Source organism: Coprobacter fastidiosus (assembly GCF_030296935.1).
GTDB classification, from domain to species: Bacteria; Bacteroidota; Bacteroidia; order Bacteroidales; family Coprobacteraceae; genus Coprobacter; species Coprobacter fastidiosus.
Genome location: NZ_AP028032.1, coordinates 1,029,370 through 1,052,291, shown reverse-complemented (window position 1 = coordinate 1,052,291; position 22,922 = coordinate 1,029,370). Strand labels below are relative to the sequence as shown.

The window sequence follows — 22,922 nt, the reverse complement described above, 5'->3', positions numbered from 1 at the left end:
AAATAGGAAGTAGTAATGAACTTTTATATAATTATATCCTATGTCCTCAATCGTTTTTTTCGGGGCAAAGCCCTATGATATAGCATCATTTGATGCAGCGAATAAGAATTTCGGGTTCGAAATTAAATATTATAAGGGAAACCTTAACATGGATAACCTGATATTGGCGAGGGGAGTCGATGTCGTTTGTATTTTTGTGAATGATAATGCTGATGCAGGAGTGGTCAAGGCTTTATCTGAAAACGGAACTAAATTATTAGCCTTGCGATGTGCGGGATATAATAATGTCGATTTAAAAGCTGCTCGGGAATATGGAATGAAGGTTGTAAGAGTTCCGGCTTATTCACCTCATGCCGTAGCTGAATATACATTAGCTTTAATGCTCACTTTGAATAGAAAGATACATCGGGCTTCGTGGCGTACCCGTGACGGTAATTTTTCTTTGCACGGATTGATGGGATTCGATATGTATAATAAGACTGCCGGAATTATCGGAACCGGAAAAATCGCTAAAATTTTGATTCGCATTTTGAGGGGATTCGGTATGAATGTTTTAGGATACGATCTGTATCCGGACAAAAAGTTTGCCGATGAGGTAGGAATGACCTATACTTCGTTGAATGAGCTGTATGCTGATTCGGATATAATCTCATTACATTGTCCGCTTACACCGGAAACAGATCACATGATTGATAAAAACGCCATATCTAAGATGAAAAAGGGGGTTATGGTTATTAATACTGGACGAGGCCGCTTGATCGATACGAACGATTTGATAGACGGGTTGAAAGAAAAAATTATTGGTTCTGCCGCATTGGATGTATATGAGGAAGAAAGCAATTATTTTTATATGGATCGTTCGGATTATATTATTGATGATGATGTGCTTGCCCGGTTGCTTTCATTTAATAATGTCATCGTAACTTCTCATCAAGCTTTTTTTACTCAAGAAGCTATGGCAAATATTGCAAACACGACGCTGCAGAATATTCGTGATTTTCGGACTGGATCAGAGTTACAAAATGAAGTTAAGACCGAGTTTTGATATTCGATTTTAATTGCATATCAGAATATAAAGATTTAAATAAGTTGCATAAGTTACCCACAGTATATACGGAATGAATAAAATTGAGCTGATTTTATTTATTCCGTAACTTTTTACACTATACACAATTATTAAGAATTCGAGCAGAATAATATTTATGAATCCGAGCAACGGATTTTGCATATAGAAGAAAAAAATACTCCATGTGAAATTAAAAATTAATTGCAGTATAAAGAGTCGTATCAGTGATTTTCGTCCGTAATGGGAGGAATTGAGTATAAGACCTAAAGAGATACCCATGCAGAGATAAAGTATAGCCCATGCGATCGGAAAGACCATATTAGGAGGTGTCAGGCTTGGTTTATTTAAGTAGGGATACCAGTTTAAAATAGAACTTTCTTGAATCTGTCCGGCTATAAATCCAATTAAGAAACAACACAGAATGGGTATAATAAATTTGTAAGCTTTTTTCATATATCGATAGATTTTGTTGATATAATAACACTTGTCCGTATTCTTTTGTTGAATCAAATTGAAACTAAGAACCTGTATAGATTTTGCATGGATCAGTTTTGAGAGTCTTTTTCGAGAATGTTTTTCTGTTTTTGTTCATCGGATATTTCGTTGTTTCCTTTGTAAAATAAGAAAATATACTCAAAAGTTTTCTGGAAATATCAAAGGTCGGATATGATCTAAAAAACTACCATTCGATTTCTGATATTCCTTTACTCTTAAAATATTGATTAGCTTTACTGAAATGTTTGCATCCGAAAAATCCTCGGTCTGCAGACAAAGGAGAGGGATGTGCGGCTGTTAAAACACAGTGTCGGTTACGGTCGATAAATGCACCTTTTCTCTGGGCATAAGAGCCCCAAAGCATAAAAACGATGTTTTCTTTCTCATCGTTTAGTATTTTAATGACAGCGTCGGTAAATTCTTCCCACCCCTTTCCTCTATGTGATCCGGCTTGATGAGCCCTGACCGTAAGAATAGCATTGATGAGTAATACTCCTTGATCAGCCCACCGTTCTAAACGCCCGGATTTAGGCATAGGTTTACCCAAGTCGTTTTCGATTTCTTTGAATATGTTAAGAAGAGAGGGTGGAAAAGGTACTCCATCGAGTACGGAAAAGCAAAGTCCATAATATTGCCCTGGTTAATGATATGGATCTTGGCCGATAATGACTACCTTTACCTTGTCGAAAGGGCAGGTGTTAAATGCGTGAAAGATAAATTTCCCAGGAGGATAAATCGTATGTTTAGAATATTCTTCTTTTACAAAATTTGTCAGATTATAGAAATATGGTTTGTCAAATTCTGGTTGTAGTCGTCTTTTCCAACTGTCTTCTATATTTACTTCCATGTATTCGATATTTTTGAAATCAGGTTTTAAATATAGTCAAATTCGATATATATTTTAAATTTATTATACGAAAACTTGTTCTAATTAAATGTGTCTTATAATTGAGAAAGTTTCAGGTTAACTATTAAAAGGGTTAATGGGGCAGTCCTTTACGGAAGTGCCCCATTGTTTTATAATTAGCCTTTTATTTGAACTGTAGATTTTCGATAGGCTGTTTAAGTGTTTGGTCTAATGGATGTGATTGGTAAGAAATTGTATTGAAATTTATATCTTTAAGATCGATACAGCGAATATTGTTATTGTAAGCGGTTTTGTAATATACTTTCTTTTGTGTTAGGTCGATGGCGGAAGTCCATTGTGTTGCACTGGGAATATTCGGAGCTTTTCCTGGTGCAAATTCAACACCGATAGGAATATCGAAGTTATTAAGGATGTGAAAACATTGTAGTATCGTTTCGTCTGATGTATTTTGCTGGGGAGCTGTAGCTTTGTAAAAGGCTATCCTGACGAAACGGGAAGGAGGGGTAATGTCTCCAGGTATACCCAAGAAACCGGAGCCCGCACCGAACGGAAATATCGTGACATTTCCGATCTTTTGAACAGGAGCATTGCCAGGGAAAAGGTTGACGTAATTATTCAGATTGGTAACCTGCCATTTAAAGTCAGGGGAGTTTGTCAATACACCTACTTGGTTTTCGTAAAAACAAGGTTTCCCGTTTTCAAATTCAAGCACGACTTGTCTGCCGGAAGCTTCTCCTATACGCCAATGTACAGTTGAAGATGCCCCCTCTTTATCTAAGGAAACGATCCGTACTTGTTCAATGGCTTTTTTTACTTCATCGATAGTCGAAAAATTGGATAATATCCATGAGACGAATTGTAAATCGGATAATGTACGGCTGTTTTGTTTCTGGTCATATTCTGGATACTTTCCGTAATGAGGGAAATAAAATAGTCCGGCTGATAAGCCGGCTTCATTTAGACCTTCGGCAATAAATTCTTTTTGGATGATTGCAAGTCCGACTACGCCATATTTGGATTTAAATTTTAACCCGTTTATACCCGTTGGAGTATATGATGTCTGATTTAGATTACGGGGTATAATTACATATTCACTTGGTAGGAAACTATCTCCCCACTCGATAGTTCGGGCTTGTACATATCCACCGTCTTTGGCAAAAAAGGAAATTCCTGTACAGGCAAGAGCAGATGAAAGCCCGCTGAAGAATAATGCGAAAGTTAAATAAAGTATTTTCATAATTCTTATGTGTTTATATATTAAAACAGTTATTTTGATGATATGTTTTGGGAAAATTGAAAAAAATAAAGATAAAATATTTTGAGTTTTATTGTATTTCTATTGTTTTGAAAATTTATTTAGAGGGTGTTGCAGAATCTTTTGAAGAAATTTAATAAAAGGAGCTCTCTCGCAGTGAAGTGCACCCCAAAAGTTAGACTCAAAACTTTTGGGGTGTTTTTTATGAAGTACAGTTACGAACAGAGGCTCATTATTGTTAACCGTGTAAAACAAGGAGAAGCATTTATTAATTTTGACGTAAAATCTGTTCCTTCAATAATCCAATTGATGTAAACCTTAAAATGGTAAGTATAATACCTCCAATAATGCAGAAGATGCCACTACATAAACTTAAAATCATTATTATATATTCTCGTTTTTATAGTTGTAAGTCCAAAGGCTGTATTAGCTATTTTAGGGTCAATATCCACAGTGCAACTGTGTAAACAAAGAAAGGCTAAAATAGAGATTATGAGTATATATATAGTTCTATTCTTTTTATTTTGACTGTGAAGCACCATATCCTTTAGAAATATTCAAATCCCTAATTTTAGTATATAAATCAAACATTGTTCCTTTGTTTGAAATCCATTCAGTGATAATGTTAACAAGCTCATTTATATCTGAAATATAGGACATTCTTCCGTCTGCTCCTCTTATACCTTGTGCATCTTTTCTGTGTCCACGAGTTAAAAATGTATTCTTTTCTTCATAAATCAAATCTCTTGCATCTTTATATGTATCGCCTTTTGGAAGATATTTTCTTAATAAACAATTGACAACATTATAATATAAATTATATTTAGCTTCAGGGTCATCGATTTGTTCTAAAACCATATCTGCCAACTCATTTTTGAGTTCGATTTGACCGTTTACATCAAAATCAAATGTTTCTTCTTTGATTTCATCAGCTTTCATTAAAATTGCTGTACGTTCTAAATCTTGTTCTTGCTTTTTTTGGAGTTCTTCTAATTCCTCCTGAGATTTTTTTTTCTTTTTTTCTTCCATAATTAATTGTATAAAAATTCTTTGATTTGTTGTACTGATTCCATTAATGTTTCTTTTTCAAATGGGTGAGTATTTATAAGCTCTAAGGCTTCATTCATTTTAGGTATATATTTATTATAAAAAGCCCATTCGTTGGTTTTATAACAATACATTACATATATAATAGAGGAGTGTACTCCCCATTCTTTAGCTAGTTTTTCAATATTATAATGTGATGTAATATACCCTGATGCAAATTTTAATCGGGATTCATTTAATAAATATTCGCAAGCAAAATTATCTGCTTGTTCTTCATTCATTAAAAATAAGTCTCCCTCATTATTGCTAATATGATACGTCTGTTTTTTGATTTCATCAAAATCAAAAAGTACATGATGTAGTTCATGTAAAAGAGTAAACCATAATGTAGGATAATTATTTTGTAAATTAGAAAGTACAATACATGGTTTATCATTTATTATCATGGTAGCTCCTCTAACTTGTATTTTTTCTAAACTTGGTTGATATATAACTGTGATCCCAGTACGAAATAGTGCTTTCAGAACTCTAATTAGACCATTTTTTATATCTCTTGTGTATGGTCTAATTTTGGGTATTAGTTCAACTAATTCTTTTCTTATGTATGGATTGGGATTTGCAATAGATTTAAATTGGATGAACGCAGATTGTATCCAAAAATTACGCATTAAATCATTCGAATTTCTTTTAGAGCGACTAAAAACGGGAAGCAAAGAATTTTCCGAGTAACTGTAAATATTATCAATGTCAAAAAAACGTTTGATTTTATCACTCATATCTTTAGATGAAGCATTGGAATTAAAAAACTTCATCTTAATAAGGATAGATACATCAAAATTTTCAACGATATATCCTGCTTCTTTTGCTCGTTGGATTTCTCCTATTTGTTTAGGAGCTAATTCTGGTACGTAAACTTTTATTAGGTCATTAACAGACAGACCTAAAAAATGAGCCAATTTTACTACATTTATGAAATTGATTTGTTTAGCAGTTCCATTTAATATAGGATTTATAGTTTTAGAATCCATTCCTAAAATTTTCTGAATCTGTCTATCTGATAAGTTTAGTGAATTTTTCTTTTCTTTATATAAATCCTTTAGAGATGCAACCTGACCTATATCAATTGAAGATTGAACAGCTGCATCAATTACTTTACTAAGTTCTATGTCTATATTGTCCATATTTGCAGAAAATTTTCTGCAAATATAAAGAAATAGACTAATGCTCTCTAAAATTATGAGGAAAATTTTCCTCATAATTTTAGAGAGCATTAGTTCTATAAGTATGTATTAAGTAATCTTTTATTATACAGATAGTTGTTGCTCAACGGCTTGTATATCCCTTAGTATCGTTTGGTCTAATACTTTCGCATAATGCTGCGTCATTCGGGTGGATGAATGCCCAGCATTCTCTTTTTCCTGCGACCAAAGTGGGACTTTTACGCTCCGCTTTAGTTGAAGTTCCACGTATAGGCGGTCATAAGTGACACGCACACGCACGGGTGCTTCCCCGTTTTTTAACAGTTTGCTACGCTTGATGAAGAACAACACGCTGAATCTTTTTCTTTCCATACGGCTCAATTTTTAATGATACAAAGTTAGGAAATCGAACCGAGAACCCTGTTATGTAAAATAGCGCAACAGACTGTAAAAGAATGAAGTAAATACTTCGAAGTGGAACATTTCGGGCTTTTAAAACCACTCCCTTGAATAAGGACGTATAGTTTGCTCTAATCCCACTGATTTTGCCTATTCTTGGAAAAGAAAAATCCCCGAACTTCTTTGAAATTCAGGGATTTACATCGTTTTTCTTTCTTAAAAAGTGGTGCCACCAGGAATCGAACCGGGGACACAAGGATTTTCAGTCCTTTGCTCTACCAACTGAGCTATGGCACCATCATTTTTGCGTGTGCAAAGATATAAATAATTTTATATTTGCACAACATTTTGTCGGCGATATTTTAATTTTCTTCATTGAGAGAGTTCCAGCCTTGAGCTTTTAATTCTATCTCAGCACCGTCTCTGGTAATCATATAAGCCCCAAGGGAAGGAGCTGTAATATGACCTATAATACGAATACCCGGAAGAGCTGAAATGTCATCATGTTTAGCCAGCGGTACGGTAAATAGCAGTTCATAATCCTCTCCACCATTAAGAGCAGCAGTGATAAGGCTCATATTGAATTCTTCCGCCATAACAGCCGTTTGGTAATCTATGGGGATTCGTTCCTCATAAATGCGACATCCGGTATGACTTTGTTTGCATATATGCAGTAATTCGGAAGAGAGTCCGTCCGAAATATCCATCATTGCTGTTGGCACAATATTCCGTTTTGCCAGTTCTTTGATAATATCTTTACGAGCTTCCGGTTTTAATTGTCTCTCGAGGAGATACTCTCTACCTTCAAAAGCAGGTTGAAAATTTTTTTCTCCAGCAAAAACCTTTTTTTCACGTTCGAGCAATTGTAACCCCATATAAGCAGCACCCAGATCTCCACTTACGCAGATCAAGTCATTTTCTTTAGCTCCATTCCTATATACAATCTTTTCTTTATTTGCTTCACCTATGCAAGTAATGCTGATTGCCAACCCGGTGAGAGAAGCGGAAGTATCTCCTCCGATCAGATCTACATGGTAAACATCACAAGCAAGTTGAATACCGGCATATAGTTGTTCTAAATCTTCGACCGAGAAACGTTTTGAAATGCCTAAGGAAACAGTAATTTGTTTCGGCTGTCCATTCATTGCATAAATGTCTGAAAAATTAACAACGGCTGACTTATATCCTAAATGTTTTAAAGGAACATAAGTTAAGTCGAAGTGGATACCTTCAAGTAGCAGATCGGTTGTTACTAATACTTGTTTTTCTTTATAGTCGAGTACGGCAGCGTCATCCCCGATACCTTTTAGTGTAGAGTTGTTTTTTACTTCTACATGTTTGGTTAAATGGTCGATAAGTCCAAATTCACCAAGAGATGCTATTTCTGTACGTTTAAATTCTTCCATTTTATTTAATTGGGTTAGCAAAATGCGGAGTACTTTACAGATAAAGACTCCGCATTTTGTCAAATATATCTTTTAGAACTGTTCTACGAGTTCTTTCATTATTAATGTCATTTTAGGTTGAGCCAGGGCTGCGGCTTTTTGAACTTCTTCGTGAGAAGCTTTTTCCACAATACCTTCGACTCCGAGGTCGGTGATGACTGATATTGCAAATACTTCCATATCACTATGACGGGCAACGATTACTTCAGGGACAGTAGACATTCCAACGGCATCACCACCTATGATTTTGAAATACTTGTATTCTGCAGGAGTTTCGAAGGTAGGCCCTTGTGTCCCTACATATACGCCCTGTTGTAAGTATATGTTGTTTTTTTCTGCGATCTCAAAAGCTTTTTTAATGAGTCGTTTAGAATAAGCTTCACTCATATCTGGGAATCGAGGACCGAGCTCATTATAATTTTTCCCATGCAACGGATGTTCCGGGAATAAGTTAATATGATCACGTATCACCATTAGGTCTCCTACTTTAAAAGTGGGATTCATTCCTCCGGCAGCATTTGAAACAAATAGAGTTTTTACACCTAATTGTTTCATGACGCGTACCGGGAAAGTTACTTGTTTCATATCGTAGCCTTCATAAAAATGGAATCGGCCTTGCATAGCCATGATGTCTTTAGTGCCCAGTTTCCCGAAAATGAGTTTTCCGCTATGTCCTTCTACTGTAGAGATTGGGAAATTAGGAATATCTTTATATGCCAGTTCTTTCTGGTTGGTGATATGGTTTACCAGTTCGCCTAATCCTGTACCTAATATAATGGCTGTTTCAGGGATAATCGGGAAACGTTCTTTAATAAATGCCGCAGTTTCTTTAATTTTTTCAATCATAGCTAATTCGGTTTTTTAGATAATTATTTGATAACAAATATAGCGAAAAACTTTGAATAAGAATTCTTATTTTTTTTCAAACGATGCTATTAGCTCTTTTTGATTAAGAAGTTTTTATAGTTTTGGGAATATAATTTTTCCTGTTTTTGGTTATAACATCTTTTATTTGTGCATCAAAAGCTGTGCCTTGATCTTGTAAAAAGCATATTTTGAGTGGCAAATAATATAGATTTTGTTTTATTTCATTCGTTAAATGAGGGTTATGGATTAGTCTGGCTGCATCTTTTTCTGTCACAATTATATGGGGCAAAGTGTTGCTATTCTTCATTTTTAATGCTCTGTTCCGGATTTTTTCTATGTCTTTCGCACTGAAACTATGATGATCCGGAAAACATAAACTCTCTGTCTTAGATACAAAGTTTTGAATATATTGTATAAACGGTTGGGGTGAAGCAATCCCAGAGATCAGTAAAGCTTTATCTTTTTTTATATTTGTTATGGATATAGGATTGTGAATTTCATTCGGAAATAAAGGAATTAATTCATCGTAACATAATCCGGTAAAATATAATCGTTGATATGGATATAATTGCAGACGTTTCGAAATAATTCTGAAATCTATAGGTTTTATATCTTTAGGACATTTAGTTACAATAACGATCTGTGCACGAGATTTTTCTCCTATCGGTTCTCTTAATCTACCATATGGGAGAAGTTTATCTTCATAAATCATCCGATTGAAATCGGATAGTAAGATAGATGTAGATGGTGCCACATATCTATGCTGGAAAGCGTCATCTAATAAAATGACATCGATTTCGGGCGTGAGTCGCATTAGCTTTTCTATACCTCTTCGACGGTTACTATCTACGGCCACTACGATTTCCGGAAATTTATGTTTTATTTGAAAAGGTTCATCTCCGATTTCTCTGGCTGTAGAAGAATGGGTTGCTAGAACAAATCCTCTGGTTTTTCTTTTATACCCTCGGCTCAAAATGGCAATCCGATATGAAGAAGCCAATAATCGTATTAAATATTCGATATGGGGCGTTTTCCCTGTGCCTCCCACTGTGATATTACCTACAGATAGGATAGGTATATCATAACTTTTGCTACGTAAAATATCCCAATCGAAAAGTTTATTTCTCAATCTTACTCCTAATCCGTAAATGAGGGAAAACGGAGATAACCACTTATATAGCTTTACATTTTCCTCCTCCAGCATTCTTTATGAGCTTTAGTATTATTTGTTATTCTAGTTCTATATTTTCCATTTGAGCTTGAATCGGGTCGATCTGCTTTATTTGGTCTAAAATTTTTTTATACTGATATTCATTACCCAAAAATAATCGCATAAAAGATTGTGACACTCCATTTCTAAGTTCATTCATCAGTTCTTCGTAAAAACTTTTTTTCTTTGGATATTCAATAACTTCATAATCTGTTATGTCACATTTTTTTGCAATCCATTCGGTTGCTTTCTGCATATCACCAAGTTCGTCTATTAATCCGATTTTTAAAGCATCTTTACCACTCCATACTCGTCCTTCTGCAATATTTTTTATTTGATCGACCGACATTTTTCGTCCTTGGGCACAACGTTTTATAAAGAGATCATACCCACGATTTATGTATGTTTGCATTTTCTGTTTTTCATCATTTGTCATAGGGCGTTCTATGGTAGGGAAAGCTCCGTATTTGTTTGTTTTTACCTCGTCAAATGATAATCCGATTTTCTCTGAAAGTAACTTTTGCGCATTTGGTACGAGTCCAAATATCCCTATTGAACCGGTTAGTGTTGCGGGATTTGCAAAAATACGATTTGCTCCGCAAGATAGATAATAGCCTCCAGAAGCGGCATAATCACCCATTGATACGGCAACAGGCTTTGTTCGTTTCAACTGTTCTACCGCATGCCAGATCTGTTCAGATCCGAAAGCACTTCCTCCGGGAGAATTTACTCTAAGTACAACACCTTTTACAGACTCGTCGTCTTGAACTTCTTTTAGAGTTCGTACCAGTTTGTCAGATATAATGCCGTTCGAAGATATTCCGTCTATGCTACCTACTGCATATACTATGGCAATTCGATCTTTTGATTTGATTTTTTTAGCTGTAGATACAATATCTGTTGGTGATGCCCAATTGATATCATTAATATTTTCGACACCGCAAAGCTGCGTTAAAAAGGATTCTACTTCCGGACGGTATAATAAAGAATCCACAAGTTTGGTTTTCTGTACCCATTGAGGCTCTTGTAAAGAAACTAATGAGTCGGCATAATCATTCAGTATGTGTTTCTCTATTTGACGTTCTTCTGCGATGTCAGAGATAATAGTTTCCCATATCGAGTTTAAGTATGATGCGGTTTGTTTTCGATTTGCTTCACTCATCTGAGTAGTTATATAAGGCTCTACGGCAGATTTGTAAGTCCCTACGCGAAATACTTGCATTTCAACCCCTATTTTATCTAATGTATTTTTATAAAAAGTGGGAGTCGTGCTTAATCCTCTAAAATCCAGCATTCCAATAGTATTCATGAACACCCAGTCGGCTGCAGTTGCCAAATAATATTCTCTTTGGGTGTACATGTCGGCATACGCCACAATAAATTTACCACTTTTTTTGAAATCGGATAGAGCATTACGTATTTCTTCAATAGAGGCATAACCTCCAGTAAAATTTGAAATATCCAAATAAATACCAGTGATATTATTGTCCCATTTGGCGATCTGAATAGCTTTTAATATTTCGTCTAATCCTGCTTTCGGAATATATTCTCCTGAATTTAAAATATTTAATGGGTCATCTTTTGCTCGTTCGGTAAGTTCTCCTTCTAATTTCAATATTAAGATGGTGTTTTCTTTAGAGGTGTAACTCGGAGTTGTCGAAAAAGTTGCGAGACTTATAACTGAGCCGATGAAGAGCCAGAATAGTAATATCCCGGCAATAAAAACACCTAATACACAGGCAAATGTCGTTTTGAAAAAACTTTTCATATTAAATATCTATTTGTAATAGCAAGAAATATAAGATTTCCAAGCAAATATAAGGCTTTTTTTGTTAAAAGAATGTTTTCTGTTATTGAAAAGGGGTATATCAGTCCTTAATCTTTTATATATTACAATGAATTATCTTCTATTTCTTGGAAATATTATATAGAACAAACATTTCTTTTCGGTTGTTCTAAGTGTAGTATAAATCATAATATATAATTGATATGAAAACATCTTATTTATTTCTTTCCAATGGTTTTGAGGAAATTGAAGCAGTTACGATTATTGATATTTTACGTCGGGCAAAAATAGATTTAAAAATAGTTTCGATGGGAGAGGAGCGTGCTGTAATTGGTGAACATGGCATTACGTTAATGGCGGATGTCCTGTATTCTAAAACAAAATGGGATAACTCTGAATTTTTTATTTTGCCCGGAGGAATTGGTAGTACGAAGGATCTTTTTATGAATGATTCTTTGAAAATGGATATTTTGGAACATTATAATCAGGGACGCTACATTGCAGCTATCGGAGAATCTCCTGCCATATTAGGAGAGTTAGGCATTTTAAATGAAAAGAATGCAACAGCTCTTCCTGCATACATGAATTTTTTACAGGGTGCTACTTATACAGGGCTGCCGATAGAAATTCAAGATAATGTTATTACCGGGCGTGGAGCAGCCGATTCTTTGAAATTTGCTATCGGTATAGTTTCTATGTTAAAAGGTAAAGATGTTGCCGATGATGTTTCGAAAGAGTTGCTGCTGATTGTCGGATAGCTATTTGTTACTTGTTAGAGTTTCTTTTTGACTTTTTCTTTTGTTTTACATGTCATGTAATTATAATGTTTCTAAACAGAGTCAGCGAATAGGCTAGAAGTTATTTTAAAATGAAAGAAAGCTCAACATCCCTATCACGTAGCTTTTTATTCGAAAAAAAGTTTTGTATATAATAGAGTTATTTGCAGGCAGTTATAGAAATATTTATTGTAGGTATATAAAAAAGGCCAAAAAAAATTTGGAGGTAAGAGTTAAAGTTCTTACTTTTGCACACGCTTTTCGGGAGAGAGGGGCAGTAATAGAAAAAAGAGGGATTTTTTTTGGAGAATAAGAATGAAACCCTTAGATTTGCAGTCCGTTTCTGAATGAGAAAAGCAAGCGATCCTTGAAGAAATTACAATAGACAAAAAAAGTAGTACGAGACGAGTAAAAGTCTCCGTCACGAGCCAGCAGGTTGTGAAAAAGAAGTAAAAAGAAATCATACAACGAAGAGTTTGATCCTGGCTCAGGATGAACGCTAGCGACAGGCCTAACACATGCAAGTCGAGGGGCAACATGGTATCAGCTTGCTGATACCGATGGCGACCGGCGCACGGGTGAGTAACGCGTATGTAATCTACCTGTAACAGAGGGATAACCCGGAGAAATCCGGACTAATACCTCATAGCACATATTATTCGCATGAATTTTATGTTAAAGAGACTCGGTTACAGATGAACATGCGTTCCATTAGCTAGTTGGCGGGGTCACGGCCCACCAAGGCAACGATGGATAGGGGTTCTGAGAGGAAGGTCCCCCACACTGGTACTGAGACACGGACCAGACTCCTACGGGAGGCAGCAGTGAGGAATATTGGTCAATGGGCGGAAGCCTGAACCAGCCAAGTCGCGTGGAGGAAGACGGCCCTACGGGTTGTAAACTCCTTTTACCTGGGAATAACGGGCGCTACGTGTAGCGCTGTGCATGTACCGGGAGAATAAGCATCGGCTAATTCCGTGCCAGCAGCCGCGGTAATACGGAAGATGCGAGCGTTATCCGGATTTATTGGGTTTAAAGGGTGCGTAGGCGGAAGAATAAGTCAGCGGTGAAATGCTTCAGCTCAACTGGAGAATTGCCGATGAAACTGTTTTTCTAGAGTATAAAAGAGGTATGCGGAATGCGTGGTGTAGCGGTGAAATGCATAGATATCACGCAGAACCCCGATTGCGAAGGCAGCATACTGGGCTATAACTGACGCTGAAGCACGAAAGCGTGGGTATCGAACAGGATTAGATACCCTGGTAGTCCACGCCGTAAACGATGAATACTAACTGTTTGCGATATAATGTAAGCGGTACAGCGAAAGCGTTAAGTATTCCACCTGGGGAGTACGCCGGCAACGGTGAAACTCAAAGGAATTGACGGGGGCCCGCACAAGCGGAGGAACATGTGGTTTAATTCGATGATACGCGAGGAACCTTACCCGGGCTCAAACGACAGGGGAATAATCCCGAAAAGGATTAGCCAGCAATGGTCGCTGTCGAGGTGCTGCATGGTTGTCGTCAGCTCGTGCCGTGAGGTGTCGGCTTAAGTGCCATAACGAGCGCAACCCTTACCGGTAGTTACTAACAGGTCAAGCTGAGGACTCTACCGGGACTGCCAGCGCAAGCTGTGAGGAAGGTGGGGATGACGTCAAATCAGCACGGCCCTTACGTCCGGGGCGACACACGTGTTACAATGGCAGGTACAAAGAGTCGCGACGTAGCAATACGTAGCCAATCCCAAAAACCTGTCTCAGTTCGGATCGGAGTCTGCAACTCGACTCCGTGAAGCTGGATTCGCTAGTAATCGCGCATCAGCCATGGCGCGGTGAATACGTTCCCGGGCCTTGTACACACCGCCCGTCAAGCCATGGGAGCCGGGAGTACCTGAAGTATGCAACCGCAAGGAGCGTCCTAGGGTAATACTGGTGACTGGGGCTAAGTCGTAACAAGGTAGCCGTACCGGAAGGTGCGGCTGGAACACCTCCTTTCTGGAGCGACCTGCAAAAAAGGGCTAAAAGAGGAGATTATGTTCTCGTACTACGAAGGTCTATTGAAAGAGATACAATAAATAAGAGACAGCCACCGTTCCGGCAGGCGATTTGCCAGTCCTATAGCTCAGTAGGTTAGAGCGCTACACTGATAATGTAGAGGTCGGCAGTTCAAATCTGCCTGGGACTACCTGACAGAAGGTTAGGGGGGATTAGCTCAGCTGGCTAGAGCACCTGCTTTGCAAGCAGGGGGTCAACGGTTCGAATCCGTTATTCTCCACGAAGAAGAGATCATTGACATGTTGAAACGAAAGTAAATCGAATAAAAAAAACGAACGAGTATAACGCCGGTATATACGATACCGCACGTGAGATCGTCAGAAAAGATTTCACGAGCACGGCGAAGAAAGTAAAGAAGGGCGTATGGCGGATGCCTAGGCTCTCGGAGGCGAAGAAGGACGTGATAAGCTGCGAAAAGCTGCGGCGAGGAGCAAATATCCTGTGACCCGCAGATTTCCGAATGGGGCAACCCGGCAGGATAACCTGTCATCCCGAATAACGGGAAGCAAACGTGGGGAACTGAAACATCTCATTACCCACAGGAAAAGAAAATAACAATGATTCCGTCAGTAGTGGCGAGCGAAAGCGGAAGAGCCCAAACCGACTCTGTTTCGGCAGAGTCGGGGTAGAAGGACTGCATAAGACAAAGAAGCAGGTAGCCGAACGGTCTGGAAAGGCCGGTCAAAGACGGTGATAACCCGGTAGGCGAAACCAGCGACAGCGACAGCAGTATCCTGAGTAGTGCGGGACACGAGAAATCCTGTATGAATCAGCGGGGACCATCCCGTAAGGCTAAATACTCCCGAGAGACCGATAGCGAACCAGTACTGTGAAGGAAAGGTGAAAAGAACCTCGAACAGAGGAGTGAAAAAGACCCTGAAACCATACGCCTACAAGCGGTCGGAGCCCCTACGTGGGGTGACGGCGTGCCTTTTGCATAATGAACCTACGAGTTACTTTTGCCAGCCAGGTTAATCGATTCAGTCGAGGAGCCGAAGCGAAAGCGAGTCTTAATAGGGCGGTATAAGTTGGCAGGAGTAGACGCGAAACCAAGTGATCTACCCATGAGCAGGTTGAAGGTTAGGTAACACTAACTGGAGGACCGCACCGGTAAACGTTGAAAAGTTTTCGGATGACTTGTGGGTAGGGGTGAAAGGCTAATCAAACTTGGAGATAGCTCGTACTCCCCGAAATGCATTTAGGTGCAGCCTTCTGAATATATTTAAGAGGTAGAGCGACTGATAAGATGCGAGGGCTTCACCGCCTATCAAGTCTTGATAAACTCCGAATGCTTAAATATGAATCAGAGGAGTGAGGGCATGGGTGCTAAGGTCCATGTCCGAGAGGGAAATAACCCAGACCACCGGCTAAGGTCCCGAAATAACGGCTAAGTTGAATTAACGAAGTAGAATTGCAAAGACAGCTAGGATGTTGGCTTGGAAGCAGCCATTCATTTAAAGAGTGCGTAACAGCTCACTAGTCGAGGAGTTCTGCGTGGATAATAATCGGGCATAAGCCGTTTACCGAAGCTGTGGAATTGGCAACAATTGGTAGGGGAGCATTCCATGAGCCGCAGAAGGTTTTCCTTGAGGAATGCTGGAGGTAATGGAAAAGCAAATGTAGGTATAAGTAACGATAAAGAGGGCGAGAACCCCTCTCGCCGAAAGACCAAGGGTTCCTGATCAACGCTAATCGGATCAGGGTAAGTCGGGCCCTAAGGCGCAGCCGAACGGCGCAGCCGATGGCAGAAACGGTTAATATTCCGTTACTATGATACGGAGTGACGAGGAGACGGAGAAGTGACACTCTCGCCTGCTGACGGAATAGCAGGTTGAACGGAGTAGATAATGACATGGTAGGCAAATCCGCCGTGGCAGTCGAACCGGATAGTACTGGGCGCCCCCGGGCAACCAGATAGTAGAGGTAATCAGGCTCCCGAGAAAATCCCCTAAACATATGCGTATCATACCCGTACCCGAAACGGACACACGTGGTTGAGTAGAAAATACTAAGGCGCTCGAGCGACTCACGGTTAAGGAACTAGGCAAATTGACCCTGTAACTTCGGGACAAAGGGTCCCTCCCTGGTGGGAGGGCGCAGAGAATAGGTCCAGGCAACTGTTTAACAAAAACACAGGGCTGTGCGAAATTGAAAGATGAAGTATACAGCCTGACACCTGCCCGGTGCTGGAAGGTTAAGAGGAGATGTCATCGCAAGAGAAGCGTTGAATTGAAGCCCCAGTAAACGGCGGCCGTAACTATAACGGTCCTAAGGTAGCGAAATTCCTTGTCGGGTAAGTTCCGACCTGCACGAATGGTGTAATGATCTGGACACTGTCTCAACCGTGAACTCGGTGAAATTGTAGTATCGGTGAAGATGCCGATTACCCGCAACGGGACGGAAAGACCCCGTGAACCTTTACTGCAACTTAACATTGAATTTGGGTAACTGATGTGTAGGATAGTCCGGAGACAAAGAAGTGGATACGCCAGTATTCATGGAGTCACCCTTGAAATACGGACCTTTGGTTATTTGAGTTCTAACCCGTAGGATATGGGGACACTGTTTGGTGGGTAGTTTGACTGGGGTGGTCGCCTCCAAAAGCGTAACGGAGGCTTCTAAAGGTACCCTCAGGCCGATTGGTAACCGGCCGGAGAGTGTAATGGCATAAGGGTGCTTGACTGAGAGACCGACAAGTCGATCAGGTAGGAAACTAGAGCATAGTGATCCGGTGGTTCCGCATGGAAGGGCCATCGCTCAAAGGATAAAAGGTACTCCGGGGATAACAGGCTGATCGCTCCCAAGAGCTCATATCGACGGAGCGGTTTGGCACCTCGATGTCGGCTCGTCACATCCTGGGGCTGGAGAAGGTCCCAAGGGTTGGGCTGTTCGCCCATTAAAGTGGCACGCGAGCTGGGTTCAGAACGTCGTGAGACAGTTCGGTCCCTATCTGTTGTGGGCGCAGGAAATTTGAGGAGACCTGACACTAGTACGAGAGGACCGTGTTGGACAGACCGCTGGTTTATCAGTTGTTCCGCCAGGGGCATAGCTGAGTATCTAAGTCTGGAAAGGATAAGTGCTGAAAGCATCTAAGTACGAAGCCAACTTCAAGATGAGATTTCCCTGAAGGGTCGTTGCAGACGACGACGTAGATAGGTTGCAGATGTAAAGGCGGTAACGTCAAAGTCGAGCAATACTAATCACCCGAGACTTTCCGCTGCGAGAGCGGTATATTATGTACGATGGCGTTATACGGGATGCAGTTTAGTGAAAAGATTTACGGACGAATCGACATGTCAAAGGAAATTCAGGTGGTTATAGCGTCAGGGATCCACCTCTACCCATACCGAACAGAGAAGTTAAGCCTGACCACGCCGATGGTACTGCGTAAAAGTGGGAGAGTAGGTAGCCGCCGATTTTAGATAGGAAGGGGGAGACGAGAAAAGATCGTCTCCCCTTTTTTTATCCCCCCCTCCCGATGCTTCTTGCCCGGACCGAGGATACGAAGATAAAATGAATATAAGTTTGATGTTGATGAATGATATGCACTCCGGAGAGCAGGCCCTTCGGCAGTGAGAAATGACGGTATGCTTTCCCTATTGTCCTGTAAAATAAAAAAGAGCCGTTTGTAAAGCAAACGGCTGTTCAGGCTAAATAAACAAAAACGATTAATTATTATTATTGTCTCTCTATTAATGAGTCTATTAAAGAGTAAATGATAGAATTTGACAGATTATCTTTTTGTTTATTATTTTTGAGTAGCTGCGGTTGAAATAAAAATTGATTGAATATTTTATTATTTTGTCGGATTTTATTGTCTTCAAAAAATTCTAATGCTTCACGGTTTATATAATAAATTAAGTTAGATGAAAAAGACGAATCACCTTTGTAAACTTTGTAATATTCATCTGTATATTCTACCGTATATGTTAAATTAGACATAAACGAAGGATCTCCTTTATAAATTTTATATCCTTCGTTTGTATATACCAATGCATAAATAAGGTTTGAAGAAAAATCTGTATCTCCTTTATAAATTCTGTAACCTTTATTATCTGCTTCTACTGCATAAATTAGATTTGAAGAAAAAGCGGAACTACCTTTAAATATTTTGTAATTTTTGTTGGAAAACTCAATTGTATAAACCAAATTTGAAGAGAAAGCCGGATTCCCTTTATAGATTTTATATTCGTTATCAGAGCTTTCGATCGTATATCCCGGGTAATGAAAAATAGGTTCTCTTCTTTTCCCTATCTCAGAGCAGAATATATTCCCAATTGTGCAAATACTAAAAATAAAGGAGATGATCAGTTTCTTCATAAAGTTTATTTTTAGCAGGCTTTAAAACTCATGTCTAACCCTTTGACAGAATGAGTTAATGCTCCTACTGATATAAAATCTACACCGCATTCTGCATAATCCCTAATCGTGTCGAAAGTAATTCCTCCGGATGATTCTGTTTCGTATTTTCCTCCGATTCGTTTTACAGCTTTACGCGTAAGTTCAGGAGTAAAGTTGTCTAACATGATACGATCTATGCCTCCGATACGCATAACTTCTTCGAGTTCGTCCATGTTGCGGACTTCGATTTCTATTTTCAGATCTTTTCCTTTTTCCTTCAAGTATTCTTTTGCACGTGTTATAGCTTTTTCTATGCCTCCGGCAAAGTCTATGTGATTGTCTTTAAGTAAAATCATATCGAAAAGTCCGATTCTGTGGTTTACTCCACCTCCGATTTTTACAGCCGCTTTTTCGATCATGCGCAATCCCGGTGTTGTTTTACGAGTATCTAATATGCGGGTATGAAGACCTTCTAATCGTTTTACATATTTGTTTGTAACGGTTGCTATTCCACTCATTCGCTGCATTACGTTCAACATTAGACGTTCGGTTTGCAGAAGGGATCTGACTTTTCCTTCTACAGTAAAGGCTATATCTCCCGGTTTAACAGCTGTTCCATCTTTGATAAATATTTCCATCTTTAGATTAGGATCGAAATCTTTAAAAATGCGTTGAGCCATCTCTACGCCAGCTAGAATGCCTTCTTCTTTGATTAGTAATTTAGATTTACCCATAGCGTTTTCTGGAATACAACACAAAGTTGTATGATCTCCATCGCCGATATCTTCGGCGAATGCCAATTTTATTAAATCATCAATTAATTTGTCCATTAGAAATTTTCTATTCTTAATTGGTTTATAATATATTTTTTATCTGTTATTTTCATTAAAATGTGTACTCTGAATTCATGATTGTCAGAGGAAAGTTTTCCGATCATGTATCCTGAGTTGTTTTGTTCGCTTTGGTGGATCGTTTTAAAATCTGTCGGTTTATTTTTAGAAAAGAATGCTGATAGTTTTTCTTTTGCTTTTGGACGAGGCAATTGTCGTTTTATGCCTGATATAGTTAGAAGTATTTTATCTTCCATGTATTTTTCGAGACATTGAACATCTCCGGTTTTAAAAGCTTTGGGAATATCATTCGGTATATTTTGAGACAGAGTAGTTCCCGTTATGATTAGACCGAAAATCAATAGTGTAATAACTTTTAGCTTCATAACATTATTATTTTATGAGTTGTCAATCCTTAGAACTTTCTGTAAAATTTTATTACCTTTGCTCCCCAAAAAAAGGAAAATATCCGGACCGATTTTTATTACTTAAATGCAAATGTAAACAAAAAGCGGGAATATCATATCTATAAGATGAAAATACTCCTTTTAGTTGTCGGAAAAACTACTGAATCTTATTTTTCAGAAGCAATTAAAGAATATAGTGAGCGATTAAAGCACTATATCACTTTTGACATGGAAGTAATACCTGATTTGAAAAATATGAAGAATTTGAGTTTTGACCAACAGAAAGAGAAAGAGGCCGATCAGATTTTTAAATTTTTGCAATCGGGAGATTATTTGGTTTTATTAGACGAACGGGGTAAAGAATATTCTTCTGTGCAGTTTGCTGCTTATATTGAACGGAAAACACATGTAGTTCCTAAAAGACTTGTTTTTATTGTAGGTGGGCCATACGGTTTTTCCTCTCGTGTGTATAAGGCTGCTAATGAGAAAATATCACTTTCAAAAATGACTTTTTCGCATCAAATGATCCGGATGATATTTGTAGAACAACTTTATCGGGCTATGACTATATTGAATAATGAACCGTATCATCATGAATAGATTTGTTTGTTTTAGAATAACGTTAATAATAGTGTTTGTTGCTGTTTTTTTTAATCGTGTTTCTGCTGTAGAGTTTGATAGTGGGATGATGTTCGGCATCACTGTACAAAAGCAATTTACAAAACGATTTGGTGCGCAAGTGCAACAAAACTTGTGGATAAATCAGAATTTTACTCGTTATGAACGTTATATGCCTATTGTTGGTTTGCATTATTCTATATGGAAAAATTATTTGAAAGCTAATGTATATTATTACTATTTGAACCAGCTGTCCGAAACAGGATATCGAATACATCGGCAACGTTATCAATTAGGATTAAGCGGAGGATATACATTTACTCACTTGTCGGTATCTCTTTTGTCTCGTTTTGAGTCTACTTATACCAGAAATGCTTCTCGGAATCCTAATAATAAATGGCGTAATAGGGCACAATTCAGTTATATAATCGGTAGACAATGTAACTGGAAACCGTTTATTGCTGCAGAGGTATTTAATACTTTAAATCGTTTAGGTGGAAATGCTACTGAACGTGTATGGTATGAAATCGGAGCTGAGTGTAGTTTAGATAAGTCGATGTCTATAGAATTAAAGTTGCGTGAAGAACAAATGCTTTTGACTTCACCTGAGAAATTGAATACTTTTTTAGGTGTAGCTTATAAAGTAAGATTATGATATTTATTGTCTCTTTGTAATAAGAAAGTTACAGAAGATCGCATTTGGGAGTTCTGTACTGTGAATTGATTGATTTTCGTAGTAACTTATAGTTGTTAGACATTTCGAAAATATTTTCCACTTTCATGCATGATAGGAAATTATTTTCAGGTGTAGCATAATGTGTGGGGATAATCATATGTGCCGACTTAGACAAGGTACGGCAATAATTATTATGATAGTAGATAGGATTCCGACGAAAATTCAGAAATATTTCCGATCTAGTTTCATAGTAGAAAATTTATAAAAAATCGATGCTAAACAAATGTAGTGAATAAATCTGATTTCTTTTTTTCGTATGTCTTTTTTCAATTTAAGATAGAGCGATTTTCTAAAAAATGATTACATTTGTTCACTATAAAGAGAACTCCGTATTTGTGGAAAAATATTTTTCGGAGGGATTGAGAAGAAATAATAAATAAAATATAACATCATGAAATTTATTGTATCAAGCACAGCTTTATTATCTCATTTGCAAGCGATCAGTCGAGTGATAAATACAAAAAACTCTATGGCTATTCTTGATAATTTTTTATTTCGGCTCGAAGGTAATTCATTGACCATGACAGCATCGGATCAAGAAACCACTATGACTACCACAATAGAAGTTTTGGAAGCCGAAGGGCAAGGGTTATTTGCTGTTTCTGCAAAAATTTTGTTAGAGCCGTTAAAAGAATTGCCCGATCAGCCTTTGACATTTGAAATCAATGATGAGAATTTGGAGATATTTTTGTATTTTCAAAATGGTAAGTATAATTTTATTGGTGTGAATGGCGATGAGTATCCTCAAAAATCTCCGTTGAGTGATACGGCAAAAACATTTTCTATCAGTTCACAGGTATTGTTGAATGGAATTAATCGCACGATATTTGCTACGGCTGATGATGAATTGCGTCCGATAATGAATGGTATCTGTATGGATATTCATCCTGAGGATATTGTTTTTGTAGCTTCAGATAGTCATAAGTTGGTTCGTTGTAAAAATGATTCGGTACAATCCGGAATCCAGGCATCGTTTATTCTTCCCAAAAAACCGGCAAATCTTTTAAAAAATATTTTACCCAAAGAAGCCGGAGATGTAACGGTCTCTTTTGATGATAAGAATGCATGCTTTACATTATCGAATTTTGTTTTGAATTGTCGTCTTATTGAAGGCCGTTACCCTAATTACGCATCGGTAATACCTCAAAATAATCCCAATAGATTGATTATCGACAGGGCTTTATTTACAAATGTATTGCGTCGTGTATCCGTATTTTCTAATCAGGCGAGTAATTTGGTGAAATTGCAGTTGAGTGAAAATCAGATTGTCGTTTCTGCTCAAGATATAGATTTTTCTACATCGGCAGAAGAAAGCATTTCTTGCAGTTATTCAGGAGACTCTATGGGTATCGGTTTTAAATCGGTATATCTTATTGAGATATTAAATAATATCTCTTCTCAGGAAGTCTCTATAGAACTTTCTGATCCTTCGCGTGCGGGGCTTATTTTGCCAATAGAGAATCAGGCTAATGAAGATTTGTTGATGTTACTGATGCCTATGATGTTGACCGATTTTTAAACAAA

General features: G+C 38.1%; 17 protein-coding genes, 3 tRNA genes, 3 rRNA genes and 1 pseudogene. 10 read left to right on the top strand and 14 right to left on the bottom strand.

Going from position 1 to position 22,922, the window contains the following annotated elements; all coding sequences use genetic code 11:
* The first annotated feature begins 40 nt into the window (after positions 1 to 40).
* Positions 41 to 1,045 (top strand): 2-hydroxyacid dehydrogenase, encoded by a 1,005-nt coding sequence (locus QUE35_RS04310; RefSeq protein WP_022601299.1) that lies wholly within the window; start codon positions 41 to 43, stop codon positions 1,043 to 1,045.
* Between the two features lie 9 nt (positions 1,046 to 1,054).
* On the opposite strand, the gene QUE35_RS04305 is transcribed toward QUE35_RS04310, so the two are convergent.
* The 11 genes and pseudogenes from QUE35_RS04305 to sppA all read right to left on the bottom strand — a co-directional run bounded on the left by QUE35_RS04305 (position 1,055) and on the right by sppA (position 11,619).
* Positions 1,055 to 1,519 carry a TspO/MBR family protein gene (locus tag QUE35_RS04305; RefSeq protein ID WP_009316692.1) on the bottom strand — a complete coding sequence of 155 codons (465 nt, stop codon included), beginning with the start codon at positions 1,517 to 1,519 and terminating at the stop codon, positions 1,055 to 1,057.
* A 226-nt stretch (positions 1,520 to 1,745) separates the two neighbouring features.
* Positions 1,746 to 2,408, bottom strand: a pseudogene (gene ung, locus QUE35_RS04300) (uracil-DNA glycosylase).
* 184 nt (positions 2,409 to 2,592) lie between these two features.
* Positions 2,593 to 3,666, bottom strand: a complete 1,074-nt coding sequence (locus tag QUE35_RS04295) for a linear amide C-N hydrolase (protein WP_022390737.1) — start codon at positions 3,664 to 3,666, stop codon at positions 2,593 to 2,595.
* 537 nt (positions 3,667 to 4,203) lie between these two features.
* The gene (locus tag QUE35_RS04290; protein ID WP_022601305.1) at positions 4,204 to 4,713 is read right to left on the bottom strand and encodes a hypothetical protein; all 510 of its coding nucleotides are present in this window, start codon (positions 4,711 to 4,713) and stop codon (positions 4,204 to 4,206) included.
* Between the two features lie 2 nt (positions 4,714 to 4,715).
* Positions 4,716 to 5,912 carry an ImmA/IrrE family metallo-endopeptidase gene (locus QUE35_RS04285; RefSeq protein ID WP_022601306.1) on the bottom strand — a complete coding sequence of 399 codons (1,197 nt, stop codon included), beginning with the start codon at positions 5,910 to 5,912 and terminating at the stop codon, positions 4,716 to 4,718.
* A gap of 123 nt (positions 5,913 to 6,035) precedes the next feature.
* Positions 6,036 to 6,302, bottom strand: coding sequence for an Arm DNA-binding domain-containing protein (locus QUE35_RS04280; protein ID WP_022601308.1), 267 nt, complete (start codon positions 6,300 to 6,302; stop codon positions 6,036 to 6,038).
* A gap of 251 nt (positions 6,303 to 6,553) precedes the next feature.
* Positions 6,554 to 6,626: transfer RNA gene (locus QUE35_RS04275), tRNA-Phe, on the bottom strand.
* 65 nt (positions 6,627 to 6,691) lie between these two features.
* Positions 6,692 to 7,735: a thiamine-phosphate kinase gene (thiL, locus tag QUE35_RS04270; protein WP_022601310.1), complete on the bottom strand. Its 1,044-nt coding sequence runs from the start codon at positions 7,733 to 7,735 to the stop codon at positions 6,692 to 6,694.
* Positions 7,736 to 7,807: 72 nt separating this feature from the next.
* A complete protein-coding gene (locus QUE35_RS04265) occupies positions 7,808 to 8,620 on the bottom strand; it encodes a purine-nucleoside phosphorylase (protein WP_022601312.1) in 813 nt (270 codons plus the stop codon).
* A 103-nt stretch (positions 8,621 to 8,723) separates the two neighbouring features.
* The gene (gene lpxK, locus QUE35_RS04260) at positions 8,724 to 9,842 is read right to left on the bottom strand and encodes a tetraacyldisaccharide 4'-kinase (protein WP_031258634.1); all 1,119 of its coding nucleotides are present in this window, start codon (positions 9,840 to 9,842) and stop codon (positions 8,724 to 8,726) included.
* Positions 9,843 to 9,870: 28 nt separating this feature from the next.
* On the bottom strand, positions 9,871 to 11,619 hold the full coding sequence (gene sppA, locus QUE35_RS04255; RefSeq protein ID WP_022601315.1) for a signal peptide peptidase SppA: 1,749 nt from the start codon (positions 11,617 to 11,619) through the stop codon (positions 9,871 to 9,873).
* Between the two features lie 221 nt (positions 11,620 to 11,840).
* On the opposite strand from sppA, the gene QUE35_RS04250 reads away from it, so the two are divergent.
* From QUE35_RS04250 to rrf, 6 genes are all read left to right on the top strand, one after another.
* Positions 11,841 to 12,395 (top strand): DJ-1/PfpI family protein, encoded by a 555-nt coding sequence (locus tag QUE35_RS04250; RefSeq protein WP_009319701.1) that lies wholly within the window; start codon positions 11,841 to 11,843, stop codon positions 12,393 to 12,395.
* A 482-nt stretch (positions 12,396 to 12,877) separates the two neighbouring features.
* Positions 12,878 to 14,406: ribosomal RNA gene (locus QUE35_RS04245) — 16S ribosomal RNA — on the top strand.
* Between the two features lie 116 nt (positions 14,407 to 14,522).
* Positions 14,523 to 14,596: transfer RNA gene (locus tag QUE35_RS04240), tRNA-Ile, on the top strand.
* Positions 14,597 to 14,612: 16 nt separating this feature from the next.
* Positions 14,613 to 14,686 (top strand) — tRNA-Ala (locus QUE35_RS04235).
* 123 nt (positions 14,687 to 14,809) lie between these two features.
* Positions 14,810 to 17,685, top strand: a 23S ribosomal RNA gene (locus QUE35_RS04230).
* Positions 17,686 to 17,773: 88 nt separating this feature from the next.
* Positions 17,774 to 17,884: ribosomal RNA gene (gene rrf / locus QUE35_RS04225) — 5S ribosomal RNA — on the top strand.
* The 16S, 23S and 5S rRNA genes sit together here with 2 tRNA genes alongside, the layout of an rRNA operon.
* 260 nt (positions 17,885 to 18,144) lie before the next feature.
* Here rrf and QUE35_RS04220 read toward each other — a convergent pair.
* The 3 genes from QUE35_RS04220 to QUE35_RS04210 are packed head-to-tail and all read right to left on the bottom strand — an operon-like array spanning position 18,145 to position 20,023.
* Positions 18,145 to 18,786, bottom strand: a complete 642-nt coding sequence (locus tag QUE35_RS04220; protein WP_022390661.1) for a 6-fold beta flower protein — start codon at positions 18,784 to 18,786, stop codon at positions 18,145 to 18,147.
* Between the two features lie 11 nt (positions 18,787 to 18,797).
* Positions 18,798 to 19,637 (bottom strand): carboxylating nicotinate-nucleotide diphosphorylase, encoded by an 840-nt coding sequence (gene nadC / locus QUE35_RS04215; protein WP_009319227.1) that lies wholly within the window; start codon positions 19,635 to 19,637, stop codon positions 18,798 to 18,800.
* Positions 19,637 to 20,023 (bottom strand): DUF4783 domain-containing protein, encoded by a 387-nt coding sequence (locus QUE35_RS04210; RefSeq protein WP_022600891.1) that lies wholly within the window; start codon positions 20,021 to 20,023, stop codon positions 19,637 to 19,639. The genes nadC and QUE35_RS04210 overlap by 1 nt, the downstream gene beginning before the upstream one ends.
* A 147-nt stretch (positions 20,024 to 20,170) precedes the next feature.
* On the opposite strand from QUE35_RS04210, the gene rlmH reads away from it, so the two are divergent.
* The 3 genes from rlmH (at position 20,171) to dnaN (ending at position 22,917) form a co-directional block, all read left to right on the top strand.
* Positions 20,171 to 20,644: a 23S rRNA (pseudouridine(1915)-N(3))-methyltransferase RlmH gene (gene rlmH, locus QUE35_RS04205; RefSeq protein WP_022600892.1), complete on the top strand. Its 474-nt coding sequence runs from the start codon at positions 20,171 to 20,173 to the stop codon at positions 20,642 to 20,644.
* Complete coding sequence (locus QUE35_RS04200; RefSeq protein WP_147404912.1) at positions 20,637 to 21,317, top strand: DUF2490 domain-containing protein; 681 nt, start codon at positions 20,637 to 20,639, stop codon at positions 21,315 to 21,317. The genes rlmH and QUE35_RS04200 overlap by 8 nt, the downstream gene beginning before the upstream one ends.
* A gap of 472 nt (positions 21,318 to 21,789) precedes the next feature.
* The gene (gene dnaN / locus QUE35_RS04195) at positions 21,790 to 22,917 is read left to right on the top strand and encodes a DNA polymerase III subunit beta (RefSeq protein WP_009319231.1); all 1,128 of its coding nucleotides are present in this window, start codon (positions 21,790 to 21,792) and stop codon (positions 22,915 to 22,917) included.
* The last annotated feature ends 5 nt before the right edge of the window (positions 22,918 to 22,922 follow it).

Coding starts and splice junctions, on each gene's coding strand:
- QUE35_RS04285 (WP_022601306.1), bottom strand. CDS start 5,912: ATGGACAATATAGACATAGAACTTAGTAAAGTAATTGATGCAGCTGTT.
- QUE35_RS04265 (WP_022601312.1), bottom strand. CDS start 8,620: ATGATTGAAAAAATTAAAGAAACTGCGGCATTTATTAAAGAACGTTTC.
- sppA (WP_022601315.1), bottom strand. CDS start 11,619: ATGAAAAGTTTTTTCAAAACGACATTTGCCTGTGTATTAGGTGTTTTT.
- QUE35_RS04220 (WP_022390661.1), bottom strand. CDS start 18,786: ATGAAGAAACTGATCATCTCCTTTATTTTTAGTATTTGCACAATTGGG.
- QUE35_RS04310 (WP_022601299.1), top strand. CDS start 41: ATGTCCTCAATCGTTTTTTTCGGGGCAAAGCCCTATGATATAGCATCA.
- QUE35_RS04290 (WP_022601305.1), bottom strand. CDS start 4,713: ATGGAAGAAAAAAAGAAAAAAAAATCTCAGGAGGAATTAGAAGAACTC.
- nadC (WP_009319227.1), bottom strand. CDS start 19,637: ATGGACAAATTAATTGATGATTTAATAAAATTGGCATTCGCCGAAGAT.
- QUE35_RS04210 (WP_022600891.1), bottom strand. CDS start 20,023: ATGAAGCTAAAAGTTATTACACTATTGATTTTCGGTCTAATCATAACG.
- QUE35_RS04280 (WP_022601308.1), bottom strand. CDS start 6,302: ATGGAAAGAAAAAGATTCAGCGTGTTGTTCTTCATCAAGCGTAGCAAA.
- QUE35_RS04295 (WP_022390737.1), bottom strand. CDS start 3,666: ATGAAAATACTTTATTTAACTTTCGCATTATTCTTCAGCGGGCTTTCA.
- QUE35_RS04305 (WP_009316692.1), bottom strand. CDS start 1,519: ATGAAAAAAGCTTACAAATTTATTATACCCATTCTGTGTTGTTTCTTA.
- thiL (WP_022601310.1), bottom strand. CDS start 7,735: ATGGAAGAATTTAAACGTACAGAAATAGCATCTCTTGGTGAATTTGGA.
- QUE35_RS04250 (WP_009319701.1), top strand. CDS start 11,841: ATGAAAACATCTTATTTATTTCTTTCCAATGGTTTTGAGGAAATTGAA.
- dnaN (WP_009319231.1), top strand. CDS start 21,790: ATGAAATTTATTGTATCAAGCACAGCTTTATTATCTCATTTGCAAGCG.
- QUE35_RS04200 (WP_147404912.1), top strand. CDS start 20,637: ATGAATAGATTTGTTTGTTTTAGAATAACGTTAATAATAGTGTTTGTT.
- rlmH (WP_022600892.1), top strand. CDS start 20,171: ATGAAAATACTCCTTTTAGTTGTCGGAAAAACTACTGAATCTTATTTT.